Annotated in this window: 10 protein-coding genes; 3 read left to right on the plus strand and 7 right to left on the minus strand. The window is 67.4% G+C overall.

What is annotated here, in order from left to right; all coding sequences use genetic code 11:
- Nucleotides 1-68 precede the first annotated feature (68 nt).
- A complete protein-coding gene (locus AC3WUT_RS07925; RefSeq protein WP_492346526.1) occupies nucleotides 69-3,479 on the minus strand; it encodes a diguanylate cyclase in 3,411 nt (1,136 codons plus the stop codon).
- Between the two features lie 195 nt (nucleotides 3,480-3,674).
- Between AC3WUT_RS07925 and AC3WUT_RS07930 the strand changes: the two genes are divergently transcribed.
- On the plus strand, nucleotides 3,675-5,021 hold the full coding sequence (locus AC3WUT_RS07930) for a voltage-gated chloride channel family protein (RefSeq protein WP_492346527.1): 1,347 nt from the start codon (nucleotides 3,675-3,677) through the stop codon (nucleotides 5,019-5,021).
- 34 nt (nucleotides 5,022-5,055) lie between these two features.
- Here AC3WUT_RS07930 and AC3WUT_RS07935 read toward each other — a convergent pair whose 3' ends face one another.
- Both AC3WUT_RS07935 and AC3WUT_RS07940 read right to left on the minus strand, forming a co-directional pair.
- A complete protein-coding gene (locus AC3WUT_RS07935; RefSeq protein ID WP_492346528.1) occupies nucleotides 5,056-6,654 on the minus strand; it encodes a methyl-accepting chemotaxis protein in 1,599 nt (532 codons plus the stop codon).
- A gap of 164 nt (nucleotides 6,655-6,818) precedes the next feature.
- Entirely contained in the window at nucleotides 6,819-7,799 is a 981-nt protein-coding gene (locus tag AC3WUT_RS07940; protein ID WP_492346529.1) for a Bug family tripartite tricarboxylate transporter substrate binding protein, read from the minus strand.
- Nucleotides 7,800-7,972: 173 nt separating this feature from the next.
- Between AC3WUT_RS07940 and AC3WUT_RS07945 the strand changes: the two genes are divergently transcribed.
- Nucleotides 7,973-8,779 (plus strand): IclR family transcriptional regulator, encoded by an 807-nt coding sequence (locus AC3WUT_RS07945; protein WP_492346530.1) that lies wholly within the window; start codon nucleotides 7,973-7,975, stop codon nucleotides 8,777-8,779.
- Nucleotides 8,780-8,804: 25 nt separating this feature from the next.
- Here the strand turns inward: AC3WUT_RS07945 and AC3WUT_RS07950 are convergent, their stop codons facing one another.
- The 3 genes from AC3WUT_RS07950 to AC3WUT_RS07960 all read right to left on the minus strand — a co-directional run bounded on the left by AC3WUT_RS07950 (nucleotide 8,805) and on the right by AC3WUT_RS07960 (nucleotide 12,473).
- Nucleotides 8,805-10,415 carry an MORN repeat-containing protein gene (locus AC3WUT_RS07950; protein ID WP_492346531.1) on the minus strand — a complete coding sequence of 537 codons (1,611 nt, stop codon included), beginning with the start codon at nucleotides 10,413-10,415 and terminating at the stop codon, nucleotides 8,805-8,807.
- Between the two features lie 47 nt (nucleotides 10,416-10,462).
- Nucleotides 10,463-11,806, minus strand: a complete 1,344-nt coding sequence (locus AC3WUT_RS07955) for a hypothetical protein (protein ID WP_492346532.1) — start codon at nucleotides 11,804-11,806, stop codon at nucleotides 10,463-10,465.
- A 109-nt stretch (nucleotides 11,807-11,915) separates the two neighbouring features.
- Nucleotides 11,916-12,473 carry a hypothetical protein gene (locus AC3WUT_RS07960; RefSeq protein WP_492346533.1) on the minus strand — a complete coding sequence of 186 codons (558 nt, stop codon included), beginning with the start codon at nucleotides 12,471-12,473 and terminating at the stop codon, nucleotides 11,916-11,918.
- Between AC3WUT_RS07960 and AC3WUT_RS07965 the strand changes: the two genes are divergently transcribed.
- Complete coding sequence (locus tag AC3WUT_RS07965) at nucleotides 12,472-12,615, plus strand: hypothetical protein (RefSeq protein ID WP_492346534.1); 144 nt, start codon at nucleotides 12,472-12,474, stop codon at nucleotides 12,613-12,615. The two genes, AC3WUT_RS07960 and AC3WUT_RS07965, sit on opposite strands and share 2 nt — an antisense overlap.
- Before the next feature lie 58 nt (nucleotides 12,616-12,673).
- On the opposite strand, the gene AC3WUT_RS07970 is transcribed toward AC3WUT_RS07965, so the two are convergent.
- Nucleotides 12,674-15,025: a cytochrome P450/oxidoreductase gene (locus AC3WUT_RS07970; protein WP_492346535.1), complete on the minus strand. Its 2,352-nt coding sequence runs from the start codon at nucleotides 15,023-15,025 to the stop codon at nucleotides 12,674-12,676.
- Nucleotides 15,026-15,087 lie beyond the last annotated feature (62 nt).

Below are 15,087 nucleotides of genomic sequence, written 5' to 3' on the forward strand. Positions count from 1 at the left end.
TCGAACACGGTGCCGCCGGACACCGTGCCGCGGGGCCCATGGCGTGCCTGGGCGGGCGTCCCCCGGGCTCAGTGTGGGGCCTCGAACGCCACCTGGTTGCGTCCCTGGTGCTTGGCCTGGTAGAGCGCGTTGTCGGCCAGGGCCAGCACGTGGGCCGAATCCTGGTGCAGCAGGGTCAGCCCGATGCTCACGGTCAGCCGCACCGGCACGGCCGAGCCCACGTCGACCGGGCTGTCGGCCACCGCGGCCCGCAGGCGCTCGGCAATGGCCAGACCCTGTTCGGCGGTGGTCTGGGGCAGCAGCACGCCGAACTCCTCGCCTCCAAGCCGGCCGGCCAGGTCACCTTCGCGCAACAGATGGTGCTGGAGCAAGCGCCCAAAGTGGACCAGCACCGCATCGCCCGCGGCATGGCCTCGGCTGTCGTTGATGAGCTTGAAATGGTCCAGGTCGAGCATCAGGAAGCAGCCCCCATCGCCTCCTTGGGTCACCGCGGCCACGGCCCGCTCCATCTGCTCGACGAAACTGCCGCGGTTGCTCAGCCCGGTCAGGGAGTCTGTGGCGGCGAGCCGGCGCAGATCCCGCTCCCGGCGCCGGTGCCGGGTGATGTCGTGAACAATCCAAAGCCAGCCTTGTTCCGCGCTTTCATGGCCCAGGCGGATCTGCTCGATGCTCATCGTGCGGCCATCAGGCAACTCCAGCTCCTGCCCATTGAGCGAGCCTTCCAGTGTCTGCCGCAGCGGCCGGCTGCGCAGCACGCAGCGCCCGACGCGCCGACGAACATCCACCCGCGACAGGCCGATCAGTTCCTCAGGCGTGCAACCGTCGCCGATCAGTTCGCACAGTGCCGGGTTCACGGTCAGCACCGAACCGTCGGCGTCTTGCACCAGCACGCCGCCGGGGAAGTGTCGGATCACCTCCAGCAGGTGGGTGCGGGCCGCCCCCAGGGCCTGCTCGGCCTGGCGCTGCTCGGTGGTGTCCACCAGGGTCCAGATCAGCGCGCCATCGGGTTGCAGTGGGTTCAGCAAGGTGCCGCGGATCGAGAACCAGCGCAATCCACCGCCGGCCACGCGCAGTGGGCTGTCCACCTGCACCTCTTGGCCGGTGCGTACCGCGGGGTACTGCAGGCCGAACGCGTCATACGAGGCTTCGTCGGGGTGGATGAAGCGGATATCGCGCCCCACCAAGGGCAAGCCACCGTCTGAGAAGGTGTCGACTGCCCGCTGGTTGCAAAGCTGGATCCGGCGATCCGGGCCCACGATGAACAGGATGGCCCCGGCGTTGTCGAGCAAGGCCTGGCGCAACTGGGCGTCGGCCGTGCGCTGGCTGATGTCGCTCAGGGTGCCAATCACCAGGGTGGCTGGCTGGCGCCCACCTTGTGCGACCCGGCCACGCAGCTCCACCCAGCGCCAGTCTCCGCCCGCGGTGCGCATGCGCAGCTCCAAGCCGAAGACCTCGCCCAGCGCCATCTGGTGCTGCAGCTGGCCGATCACGCGTTCGCGATCCTCCGGGTGCAGCTGGTCTGCCCAGGCATCGAACCGGATGCGGTGGCCCTGGGCCGGGTGGTCCAGGATCTCCATGCACCGTGCGTCAAGCTGGACGTGATTTTTCACGCTGTCCCAGCTCCACAGGCCATCGCGCACCGCAGCCACCGTCAGGCGCAGGCGCGCTTCGCTCTGGCGCAGGGCCTCCAGCACCTCATGGCGTTCGGTCACATCCTGGCTGTACCCGTGCCACAAGGTGCCGCCATCGGCCTCGCGCTCGGGGTTGGCGCTGCCGGCCAGCCACCGGATACCGCCGTTTTCCAGCAGCAGCCTGTACTCTCCGTGCCAGGGCGTCAGATCCCGTGCCGACTGGGCAATCGCCTGCACCATGGCCTTCTGGTCTGCCGGGTGAATCCGTCTGGACAGGGGGCTGGCGTCGTAAAGCACTGCCTCGGCGCTGAGGCCGAACAGGCGTTCGATGCCTGGACTCGCGTACGGGATGCTGGCGCGTTGTTGCGGGTCCAGCCGATATTGGTACACCACCCCGGGCACCTGGGCCATCAGCTTGCTGAGGCGTTTTTGCAGTTCGTTGCGCGCCGCTTCGGTGTCGCGCTGGGCCGTGATGTCCTGCAGTGTGCCGTGCACGTGCTGTGGCGTTCCGTCGGCATCGCGTTGGGTGCATCGGCCCCGCCACTGGATCCAGCACGCCATGCCATGCCGGCCCCGCATGCGGATCACGTGTTCAAAGCGCTCGTTGCTGCCGCTGAGATGGGCCTCCAGGGCGGCCCGAAAGCGGCTCCACTCGAGTGCATCGGCCTGGCGCGACAGGCCCTCCAGGCTGGGTTCGAGTTCACCGGGTTCCAGGCCCAGGGTGCCACCCAGGCGAGCGTCCAGGCACAGTGCGCCAGTCTTCACGTCCAGCGCCCACGCCCCGAGGGCGCCTCCCTCCAGTGCCAATTCATAGCGCTGGTGTTGCAGCTGCAGTGCATGCTGCTCTCGGTGGATCCGGGCAAACAACCAGGCAATCCACGCGGCACTGGCCAGCAGCAAGGCCGTGGCCAGGCCGTTGCGCAGACGGCTGTCGCGGATGTTGCGGTCCACCCCGGCCAGGGCGCTCTCACGTTCCAGCCCCACGCTTACCAGCATCGGATAGTCGCGCAGACGCTGCCAGGCATAGAAGCGCTCGACGTTGTCGATACCCGAGGTGATCTGGTATTCGCCATGGCTCAGCTCCGGGTGAGTCATGAAAGCGCGGTCGGCTGGCACGCTGCGCGTCATGCTCAGATCTTCCTGGCGCGAGCGGGCCAGGTAGGCCCCATCCCGATGGGCCAGCAGGGCCACATCGTTGCCGCCGGTCAGGGCCTCGCGCAGCTTGGCAGACAGGTAGCTGGGGGGCACGGACAACACGACCACGCCGTTGAATTTGCCCTGGCGCAGCACCGGGTAGGTGAACTGCAAGGTCCAACGCCCCGAGATGCGGCCCAGCACCGGATGGCTGATGAACAGCGCGGGTGGGGCGCCTCGGGTGTGGGCGCGGAAATGTTCGCGATCCGCGATCGAGACCGCCGGGCGAGGCGTGCCTTGGCTCTGGGTGGAATACACCACCTGGCCTGTGGCGTCTGCCACCGCGATCTGCACCAGGCTGCCCTCGGGGAAGCTCTGCATCGCCGATTGCACGGCCTGCATGCGCCGGGTGTGGCCCGGGTCGGGTTCGCCCTCCAACTGGGCCAACGTCCGGGCCAGGTAGTCCAGGCCAGCCACCTGCGTTGCCACCTGGGTTGCCATGGCGCTGGACAGTTGGGCAGCGCGCAGGCGGGTCTGGGCCTGTGCGTTGTCCAGTTGCTCTGACTGTTCGTGCAACAACTGCACCCAGTAAACGGCGCAGGCCAGCAGCAACACCATGAAGGCAATCCAGGTCTTGCCTAATCCGTGCTGGCGTCTGGGTTGGGCGGGCGGTTCGGTCAGACCCGGGGTGGGTGGGCTGTCGGATGCGGTCAAGGTCGTGGGGGCTTTCAGGGCTCGGCCTCTTCGCAAACTGTAATTAAGTGTTTCCTCCATCCTACACTGCACTTTGACCGTTCCGAGCGAAGCAAGCCCTGCCGGCGCTATGGATTTGCCCGGGCCCTTTGCTAAGATCCGGCGGCGCCGGCTTGCGAGCCCCGACCCTCCTTCCGCTCACCGAAGCCTTCCACGATGAACGAGCAATTTGCACTCTTTCCGCTCACCCTGCGCTGGCTGTTGCTGGCTTGCGTGGTGGGCTTGCTGGCGGGCTCGGCCTCGGCCTTGTTTCTGGTCTTGCTGGAGGCCGCCACCCAATGGCGTGAAGCCCATCGCTGGATCGTCTGGGGCCTGCCGCTGGCGGGTTTTGCCGTGGGCTGGGTCTATCTGCGCGTGGGTCAGCCCGTTGAGGCGGGCAACAACCTGTTGATCGACGAGATCCATGATCCCCGCCAGGTGGTGCCCTTGCGCATGGCGCCGCTGATCCTCCTGAGCACCGTCATCTCGCACCTGTTTGGTGCCTCGGTCGGGCGTGAGGGCACCGCCGTGCAGATGGGAGGCTCGCTGGCTGACCAGATCACCCGCCTGTTGAAGCTGCAGGCCACCGAGCGCCGTATCGTGCTGATGGCGGGCATCAGCGCGGGCTTTGCCTCGGTTTTCGGGACCCCGTTGGCGGGGGCCGTGTTCGCACTCGAGGTGCTGGCCATCGGCCGGCTGCGCCACGATGCCCTGCTGGCCTGCGCGCTGGCCGCCGTGGTGGGCGATCAGGTCACCACGCTGTGGGGCGTTCACCACACCCATTACGCGGCGGGCCTGATCCCGGCCCTGGGGGGCTGGAGCCTGGCTGCGGTGTTGCTGGCGGGGGGGCTTTTCGGGCTGGTGGGCATGCTGTTTGCCAATGGCACTCATGCGCTGTCGGGCCTGTTCCGCAGGCACGTGGCCTATGCACCGCTGCGCCCCCTGGTGGGCGGCCTGCTGGTGGCCGCGGCACTGTGGTGGCTGGATGCCTGGCGCTATGCGGGCTTGGGCATTCCGGTGATCGTCGAGGCCTTTCAGCACCCCCTGGCCCCGTGGGATTTCGCCGCCAAGATGGCCTTCACCATCGTCTCTTTGGGCAGTGGCTTCAAGGGCGGGGAGGTGACGCCGCTGTTCTACATCGGTGCCACCTTGGGCAATGCGCTGGCGCCGCTGCTGCAGTTGCCGCTGGGCTTTGTGGCGGCGCTGGGCTTCGTGGCCGTCTTTGCCGGCGCGGCCAACACGCCGTTGGCCTGCACCTTCATGGCCATGGAGCTTTTTGGCGCCGACATCGGCGTCTATGCGCTGCTGGCCTGCGTGATGGCCTATCTGTTCTCCGGCCACACCGGTATCTACCGCTCGCAGCGGGTGGGGCAGGGCAAGTGGCGCCTGCCCGTGCTGCAGGGGCTGCCCAAGGGGCTCAAGCTGGGCGACTTCAAGGCCCTGTCTCTGCATCGCCGGCAGCATGATCAGGCCTCATCCGGGTCGCCGGGGGCGGCCGACACCCAGGCGTCCAAGCCCGACTGAACCCGACCGGACTCGAACAGTCCGGCGCCGGGCGTCAGCGCAGCAGCGGGCGCTGGTGCGAGCCCTGGGCCAGCGCCGGGGCGCCCTGGCGCAGCCGGAAACGGCCCACCGTGTCGGCCAGCCGGGCCGCCTGCTCGCGCAGGCTTTGCGCCGCTGCGGCGGATTCTTCCACCAGCGCTGCGTTCTGCTGGGTCATCTGATCGAGCTGCGTGACCGAGGTGCTGACCTGGCGGATGCCATTGGATTGCTCCACCGAAGCGGCGGTGATCTCGCCAATGATGTCGCTCACCCGCTGCACGCTGTTGACGATGTCCTGCATGGTGCTGCCAGCCTCCTGGACCAGGCGGGTTCCGTCGCTGACCTTCTCGACCGAGGTGCTGATCAAGCCCTTGATCTCGCGCGCTGCCTGGGCACTGCGCTGGGCCAGGTTGCGCACCTCGCCCGCCACCACGGCAAAGCCCCGACCTTGTTCGCCGGCACGGGCCGCTTCCACAGCCGCATTCAGCGCCAGGATGTTGGTCTGGAAGGCAATCCCGTCGATCACGCCGATGATGTCGTTGATCTTGCGTGAGCTTTGGTTGATCTCGTCCATGGTCGAGACCACCTTGGACACCACCTCACCGCCCCGCGCCGCCACGGAGGCCGCAGTACTGGCCAACTGGTTGGCCGTGCTGGCGGCATCGGCCGACTGGTGCACCGTGGCGCTCAGTTGCTCCATGGCACTGGCGGTCGATTGCAAGTGGGTGGCCGTGTCCTCGGTGCGGTGGCTCAGGTCGGCGTTGCCCGAGGCGATCTCGCCCGTGGCGGTGGCGATGTGGTCGGCCACCTGACGCACATCGAGCAGGGTGGTTTCCAGTGCCGTGCGCATGCTCGACAGGGCCTGCAGCAGTTCGCCGGTCTCGTCGCCGCTGTGCACCTGGATCACGTTGCCGGACAGGTCCATGTTGCCGATTTTGTGGGCCACTTCACGGGCGTCCTGCAGCGGGCGGGTGATGCTCAGCGAAATGCGCCAGGCCAGCAGTGCCGCCAGCAGGATCGAACCGGCACACAGCGCGGTGAGCAAGGTGGTGGCCTGGGTGCTGGCTGAACGGATGCGCTCGCCCGCGTCGTCCAGCCGCTGGCGCTGGCGCGACAGCAACTCCTTGATCTTGCCGTCAGTGGCCGTGGACACCGGCAGGTACTTGTCGTTGAACATCTGCTCGGCACCCGCGGCGTCGCCCGAGGCCTTGAGCTTGTTGATCTCGTCGCGCACGGCCAGAAAGACCTTGCGGTGCTCGCCGATCTCGGCAAACAGCTGCTTGTCGCCTTCGTCAACCAGTCGTTCCTTGATCTGTTGCTGCTGCACGCTGGACTGCTTGCTGCCTTCGATGGCAATCGCGCTGAACAGCGTGGCCAGGGCCGGGTCGCTGCTTTTCACCGTGGCGGTCGTGCGTTGCACGGCATTGGTGAAGTTGCGGTACCAGTCGCTGGCAATGCGCTCGATGGCCAGCGATTGATCGAACATGGTGTTCATCTCCTGCGTGATGGCGCGCAGCTTGAAGATGCCATACAGCCCGCTGCATAGAAACAGCGCAAGAATGAGGCAGAGCAGAGAGGCCAGCTTTTTGGCGATCGACAGGCGGGTGGTGAACATCGTGCAGGGTCTGGGATTGGAATGAAAAACGACCAGATCGTCCGGGGACGGTCTGGCCGCTGCATGGGGCGGCTGGCGCACACCAGCCACCAGGGTCGGCATGCCGCATTTAAGCAATCGCCGTGCCGGGATCCCGGCCACAGCGCGCTGGCGGCATGGCCGGCTCAATCGAGCGAGATGCCCTGGTCCTTGATGATGCGGTGCCAGCGCACGGTTTCCTTGCGCAGCAATTCAGTGTATTCGCGCGGGGTGTTGCCCACCGGTTCCACACCGAAATCGATCAGCCGCTGCTTGACCGCTGGCTGGGCGATGGCGGCCGCGATCTGTTTCTGCAGCGAGTTCACCACCTCGGTCGGGGTGCCGGCCGGGGCCACCAGGCCCACCAGGGCGGCGGCCTCGACGTTTTTCAGGCCGATTTCGGCAAAGGTGGGGACATCAGGCAGTTGCGGCAGGCGGGTGGGGTTGGCCACTGCCAGCGGGCGCACCTTGCCGGCCTTGATGAAGCCTGCGCCTGCGGCCATGTCGACCATCATGGCGGGAATCTGCCCGCCCACCAGATCGGCCAGGGCTGGCGCCGCACCGCGGTAGGGGATGTGCACCAAGTGCAGCTTGGCCTCGACCTTGAGCATTTCCATGGCCAGGTGGTGCGGGCTGCCGGCGCCGGCCGAGCCGTAGTTGACGCTGCCGGGGCGAGCCTTGGCCTTGGCAATGAAATCTTTGGCGTCCTTCGCGTCCGAGCCCGGCCCCACCACCAGGATCATCGGGAAGCGTCCCATCAGCGTCACCGGGGCCAGGTCCTTGACCGGGTCGTACGACAGTTTGGAGTACAGCGCCGGGTTGAACACCATGGTGCCGTTGTCGGCCGACAGAACGGTGTAGCCATCGGGCGCCGAGCGCACGGTCTCGACCGCTCCGATGGCGGTGTTGCCGCCGGGCTTGTTGTCGATCACCACGGTCTGGCCACTGCTGGTCGACCAGGCCTGGCTGATGGTGCGGGCCAGAAAGTCGGAGCCACCGCCGGCCGGATAGGGCACGATCCAGCGCACGGGTTTGTTCGGGTAGTTGGCCTGGGCCAGGGTGGGCGCGGCGTGAAGGCTCAGCAAAACAGGCAGGGCCAGCAGGCAGGCACGGACGAATTTTTTCACAGGAAGGCTCCGGAAGGCGGTTTGTGGGTTATCAATGGTTAATGCGTAAGATTACTGCGCAATGCGTAATTTGCCGCTAGGGCTTTCACCAAGGCGATGGCGGGCGCGGGTCCGGGCCGGGGTCTGCCCATAATGTTGATTTGCAACGCCGCCCCCTGGCCAGGAACCCCTACATGAGCGAAGACCCCAGCCCACCCCGCACCCCCGAGCGACGCCAACGCGTGCAATCGGCTGAAATGGGCATGGGCATCCTCAAAGCCCTGGCGCGCCTGGGCGGCACGGCCAGCTTGACGGCCGTGGCCACGGCGGTTGACGAAAGCACCGCCAAGGTGCATCGCTACCTGGCCAGCCTGATCCAGGAAGACCTGGTGGTGCAGGACAGCAGCACCCAGCACTACCGCCTGGGGCCCGAGGCGATCCAGATCGGCCTGGCGGCGATGCGCCAAAACGACCCGGTGCGGCGCAGCGAGCCCGCCCTGATCCGCCTGCGCGATGAACTGGGGGTGACCTGTTTCCTGGCCATCATGGGCAATCTGGGCCCCACCATCATGCGTTTCGAAGAGCCGCTGTTGCCCGTCACCATCAATGTGCGCGCCGGTTCGGTGTTGCCGGCCCTGTGGTCGGCCACCGGGCAGGTGTTTCTGAGTACGCTGGACGACGCGGCCCAATGGCGCCGCCTGCAAGACGAACTGGCCCAGGCCAGCCCGCAGCAGCGCGCCCACCTGGGCGTGCACAGCCTGGAGCAGTTGCGCGACCAGGTGCGGGCGCAGGGCTGCGCCATCGCCCGCGATTCGCTGCTGCCGGGTATCAGCGCGGTGGCGGCGCCCATCACCGACTACAGCGGGCGGGTGGTGGCCGTGCTGACCGCTTTGGGCGCGAGCGGCGGCTTTGACCCAGGCCTGGCGGGCCCGATTGCACCGCTGGTGCTGCGCGAGGCCGCCGCCATCAGCGTGAGCCTGGGGGCCATGCCGGTGGGGTGAGGCGGCTGCTGCGGCCGCGTCGGCTTCAGCGGGCGGCCGTGCTGGTCTCGGCCCGGGGTTCGGCCCGGATCAACTGGCCCTCACCTTGCGCGTCGTTTTCGAATCGGCCTTCAAAGCGGTCGCCGTTGGCCCAAAAGAAGGTGCCCTGGCCGTGCTTGAGACCGGCTTGCCAATCGCCTTCGTAGCGATCGCCCGAAGGCCAGGTGTAACGACCGCGCCCGTGCGGCACGCCGCCCTGCACCGGCCCGGTGTAAATCGCACCCGAAGCAAATTGCAGCCGCCCCTCGCCATGGGGTTGTTCGTTTTTCCAGTCGCCTTCGAACTGCTGGCCGTTTTTCCACAGGTACAGACCTCGGCCTTCAGGCACGCCCGCCTTGAACTGCCCGGTGTACAGGTCGCCCGAGGCATAGCGCATGCGGCCCTGGCCCTGGGGCAGGCCGGCCTGCACCGCGCCGTCGTAGTCGTTGCCGTTGGCAAAGTGCACCTTGGCCTGCCCGATCGGCTGGTCGTTCAGCCAGTCGCCTTCGTAGCGTTGGCCATTGGCCCACTGAAAAGTGCCGTGGCCATGGCGCAGGCCCTTCACCAGGGTGCCTTCAAAACTGTCGCCATTGGCCCAGCGCACCAGGCCCTGGCCGGACAGGCTGGTGCGCCCCGCATCGCGCACCCATTGGCCCTTGAAGACCGTGCCATCCACCGTGAACTCGGCCTGTTGGGGTTCGGCCTGGGGATCCGAAGAGGGGGCGGGTGCTTGACCAGGGCGGGCCATTGGGGCGGTGGTTGCAGCCGCCGCAGCCGCCACGCCGGGCGCAGCTGCTGCATGGGCGATCTTGGGGGCGCCATCGGTCCCTGGTTTGGCGGCCCAGGGGGTGCCCCGTTCCTTGGCCAGGGCTTGGGCGTTGTTGCGCGCCAGATCGGTCACGCTGCCGCGGCATTGGTCCTGGGCCTGACGCCAAAGGCCCTCGGCCTCCAGCGAGGCCTCCTGCCGTTCGGTGCGGGCCATGCCCGCCGCGCGGCTGCGAAACTGCTGGGTCTGGTGGCGCGCTTTTTCAAACAGCGGTGCGCAGTGCTCTGCGTTGTGTCCGTCCACCGCGGTCTGATCACGTCGGCTCTCGGCCAATTGGCGCTGCGGCCCGGTACAGCGTTCGCTGGCCACATCCCACAGGTCTTCGGCCTTGTGAAACAAGGTGGCTGAATCGGCCCAGCGGCGCTCTCCCAGCGCCTGGCGTGCCAACTCCTGCATGGCCTCGGCCTCCTTGCGCCCGTTCTGGCAGTCGCTGCTGTCGCCCAGATCGGCGCTCAGGCGTTGGCGCACGCGCTGGGCCTCCACCAGATTGCGTTCGGCGCGTTCACGCGCCCGGCCCTGGCAGTGCGGCACAGCCTGGGCCCACAGCGTGATGGTCTGTTCGTAAAGCGGCACCAGGCTGGCCGGCTCCTGCTTGCGCGACAGGGCCCCTGCCGCCGCGACGTCGGCCGCCATGGCCTTGTCGCTCAGGGCCCTGCAATCGTCCGGCGTCGCTGCCAGGGCGGGCTCGGGCGCGGCGCTCTGGGCCAGGCAGGTGGGGCCGGCCAGCAGGGCCCATGTCAGGGTGGTCAGGGTGAACAGCGCAGGCAGTGGCTTTGTCGTCAGGGCAGGCATGGAGTGATCGGTTGGCGGGGTGGGCGGGGCGGCGGTGTTGCCGAGGTTCAGCGGCTGGTTTCCATGGGCATGGTCAACAGCCCTTCGATCAGGCCGTTGGCGAACGGGTCGGCGCTGCTGCGGGCGTCATCGGTGCTTTCGTAGCTGAAGCCTGTGTGGGCCGAGGCCAGCGGCATCTCGCCCAGGGCCAGATCCAGCTCGCTGGGGCGCAGGCCGTCCAGAATGGCCACCACCTCGTCTGCGCGGCCATCGCGTTCGGCGCGCTGGTTCAGCAAGGGCAGGCGCTCGGGGTCAAGCATCAGCGCATTGGCGGTGTACTGGCGCTCGAGCAGCTTCTGGTGCAGCGTGAAGCCGGCCAAGGGGTTGGCGCCCAGCTTGCGGGCGGCCTCGTAGGCCCACAGATCGGCCTTGTCGAACACCGTGCCGGCAATGCGGGCCACCCCGCTCAGGCTGCCCCGGTTGGCGGCGGCCAACTGCATTTCATTCAAGATCTGTTGCTGCGTGAGTTTCTGGCCGGCGCTGCTCAGGGTGTCGCGGATCTTGTCCTGCGCGGCCTGGCTGGCCAGGCTCAGCGCCTGCTGGCGCAACACCTCGGTGGCCGCGCTGGCTGCCGCACTCTGGGCGGTGCGGATGGCCGACTCTGCTGCCAGCGCGGCCCCCTTGATGCCCGACACCAGCGTGAACAGGTTGTAGGCCGCGCTCGCCGTCTTGACCGAGTAGTGGTAGAGCTTCATGCGGGCGCCGCCTTCTTCAGACAGCCCTTGCGTCCACAGCACCACCCAAAGGGCCTCGTCTTCGCTCAAATCGGCCTGGGCTACTTGCAAAGGGTGCAGGCTCATCAGCCAGTGGTAGTCCTGGGCCTGCGGTGTGGCGGGTGAGGCCAGGCGGGTGTAGCCCCGACAGACCTCGAAAGGGCTCACCTTCACGGTCTTGCCCATGCTCAGGGTGATGTCGAAGGGGCGGCCTGCATCGCGTCTTTCCGACAGGGCCTCCAGCATCTTCACCGTGTCTTCGCGGCTGTAGCCAGCGATCTGCTTGATTTTGTCCCGGATCTGCAAGGGGCTGCCAGGGGCGGCGCCGATCACAGTCAGGCGCTCGTCCACGCCCAGCCCGCGCACCCAGGCCACGCGGTCGTCGGCGCTCAGGCCGTCGCTGGTGGCCACCGAGAAGGGCAGCTCCCATTGCTTGTCGCAGTCAGGGTTCTTGAGGGCGGCCGATTGGGCGATGGCGGGCCGCAAGGCCTGCTCGCCGGCGCCGAAATCCCGGATGCGGCCCAGCAATGCCTCGTCGACCTTGCGGCCGTCGTCCACGGTGTAGCGAGGGGCGGAGCAGGCGCCGAGCAGGGCGGCCAGCAGCGCCGGGAGTAGGCGCTGGAAGAGGCGGTGCGGCATGGTGTTTGGTAAACAAATGCAAAACCCGCCGATTATTGCAATAGTCAGTGCCGGCCCGATGCCCCTTTCTGCATCTCTTGTGTTTTGTCAGTCCCCTCCAAGTCTGCCATCAGCAGACCGAGGTCTCCAGAATCACCTGGCACGATTGGCCTGGCAGCAGGCGGGTGACCCCGGGTTTGCAGCGGCCTGCGGTTGAGCCTGTGAAACTCGAGTTGTAGTTCGTGTCGTTGGTGTGCACGCTGTAGTCACCCAGCAGCGGCACGGCGGTGACGGAGTCGATGCTCAGGGTGGCGCTGGTGCCGTTGAGCAATGCCCCTGTGGTGGCGGCGCAGATCGTGCCACCCGAGCCGGGCAGCGTGCCCAGCGAAGTCAAGGTGTCGGCCGGGTTGTCGTCAGAGTCATAGATCAGGGTGGCGCCGGCGGGGTCAGAAAAATAGTCACGCACACTGGCCCAGGCGGACTGGCCTGTGCCGCTGGCCAGCAAGATCGTCAAGGTGCCGGCGCAGGCTGCCACGGCCAGCATGCGCTGGCCTTTGCCGCGCACTGCGTAGGCACCAGCCGCCGCTGTGAACACGGACAGCCCGATGGTGGCCAGCGTGCCCAATGTGGGAACACTGGCTGCAGTGCTGCCGGCCAGAGCACTGTAGACGATGGAAACACCCGCCATGAAAATCCTCGCAAATCAACAATTCAAAGATGGGCTCAACAAAGGCCTTGCGGCATCAGCGCCTGCTGTCGGCCCCCAAAATGGGGCCGACAGCTGCACTCTTCTCCCTGAGCACATCTGCATTGTTCAGATCAAGCGTTGATAAAGCGTTGAAAGAAAAAAAGCCCTTCAACGAAGGGCCTTGGCAGGGGGGGAGGGGCTTAGAGTTCCAGCACCAGCTGCCCGCCACAGGCGCGTGAGCAGCACACCATCATGCGGTTGTGGGCCTCGCGCTCGCCGCGGGTCAGCACCACGTCACGGTGGTCGACCTGGCCGCCCAGCACCCGCACCTCGCAAGAGCCGCACAGGCCCTCGCCACAATCGCTTTGCACATCGATGTTGGCCGCGCGCAGCACCGACAGCACGGTTTGGTCGGCCGGCACCGGCAGCGTCAGGCCCGAATCCTTCAGCACCACTTCGAAGGCGTGTTCGCGGCTCGGGTCCAGCTCAGTGGGCTGGGCGTGAAAGTGCTCGGTGTGCAGGCTGTCCTCGGGCCAGTGGGCGCCGGCCTCGGCCAGGGCCTGCAGCAAGCGCTCGGGGCCGCAGGCATACAGCTGGGTACCGGCCTGGGGGGCGTGCAGCAGGGCGCCCAGGTCCAGGCGCTGCCCTTCGTCGCTGGCATGCACGTGCAGGCGCGCGCCATGGTCGGCCACCATCTCGGCCAGGTAGGCCATGCTGGCGCGAGAACGCCCGCAGTAGTGCACCTGGTAATCGATCCCCAAGGCGGCGGCGCGCCGGGCCATGGCGCGGATCGGCGTGATGCCGATGCCCCCGGCCAGCAGCATCACGCGCTGGGCCGCTTCGTCGAACCGGAAGTGGTTGCGCGGGCCGCGGATCCGCAGGCGCTCGCCCACACGCAAGTGTTCGTGCAGCCAGGCCGAGCCGCCCCGGCTGGCGGGGTCGCGCAGCACCGCAATCTCGTAAACCGACGCATCGGCCGGGTCTCCACACAGCGAGTACTGGCGCGACAGGCCCGTGCTGCCGCAGGCCACATCGATGTGCGCGCCGGGCGTCCAGCGTGGCAGAGGCTGGCCGTCCACCGAGCGCAGGCGCAGGCGCAAGGTGTCGGCGCTCAGGGGCGTGAGGCTGTCCACCAGCACCGGGCGCGCCGTGGCGTGGCGCGAGGGCTCGCCAATGCGCACAGGCTGCAGGGCCTCGTGCAGCTCGGGTCGGTGGTGTTCGGGGTTGGCGGCCGGATCCCACTCCACCCACAGGTGCTCGGGGCCGCGGAACGAGGTGTTGGCCACGTAGCTGAAGGTCTGCTCGGCCAGCCGCATGTGGGGCAGGCGGCGGGCAAACTCGTCGATGAAGATCTGCAGCTCCATGCGGGCCAGGTTCTTGCCCATGCACTGGTGGGCGCCGTAGCCGAAAGTCAGGTGCTCGCTCGCATCATCGCGCCGGATGTCGAACAGGTCGGCATCGGCAAAGCGGCGCTCGTCGTGGTTGGCTGAAGCCATCACGATCAGCAGTTTGCTGCCGGCCGGAATGTCCACCCCGCCCACCTGCACATCGCGCGTGGCCAGGCGCCGCCAGGCCGCCACCGAGCCGTTGTGGCGCAGGCACTCTTCCACCGCGCTCGGGATCAGGCTGCGGTCTTCGCACAACTCGCGCCAGGCGCTGGGGTGTTGCAGCAGCAGCTTCAGGGCGTTGGCGGTGGCGTTGGCGGTGGTCTCATGGGCCGCCACGATGCCTGCCATCATCATCGAGTGCAGGTAAGAGTCGGTCACCACATCGGGGTACTCAGCCTGCTTGCGGATGCCGTATTTCATCCAGCCCGGCCCGCTGGGGTCTTGCCGCATCTTGTCCAGGATCTTGCCGGCCAGTTGCCAGAAATTGCCCACCGCATGGGCCACCTTCACCTGCTCTTCAGGGCGCGGGCGGCCCCAGGTGTTCACGGTGTGGGCGATCGAGTACTGGCGCAACTGGTCCATGTCTTCCTCGGGCACGCCCAGAAAGTGCAGGGCGATGGTCAGCGGCACCTCCCACAGCATCTGATCGACCAGATCGGCGCGCCCATCGTTGACGAAGCGGTCGATGTACTCGCGCGTCACGCGGCGCACCAGCGGCTCATGGTGCTTCAAGGCCTCGGGTGTGAAGGGCTCCATCAGCACACGGCGGCGTGCCATGTGGGCGGGCTCGTCTTCGTTCACCAGGGTGCGGTTCATGGCATAGCCGTACTGGGCCAGCACCGCGTTGGCTTCGTCACCCGTGGGGGTGATCTTTTCCAGCGCGATCGACGGGCTGAAGGTCAGGTTGTCGCGGAACACCGCCTTGATGTCGTCGTAGCGCGTCACCACCCAGTAGCCCAGTTGCGGGCTGTAGAACACCGGCTCTTGCTCGCGGGCCCAGCGCACGTACTCGGGCGGGTCCTGCTGGTAGCCGTCTGAAAACGGGTCGAAGGCCGCGGCGGCGGGGCTCACCGGGCAGCCGGTGGGCGCGCGCTGGCCCGTCAGCGCGGCATGGTCTATGGGGCAGCGGGCGGCGGGGGCCGGGGTGTCTTGGGGGGTGGTCATGGCGCCGTGGGTATTTTGAATAGCGTAACTATAGTCCGCAATGCGTAATTTCAAAAAAGGTG

The sequence above is a fragment of the Curvibacter sp. EU05-FHT14A10 genome (assembly GCF_058791075.1).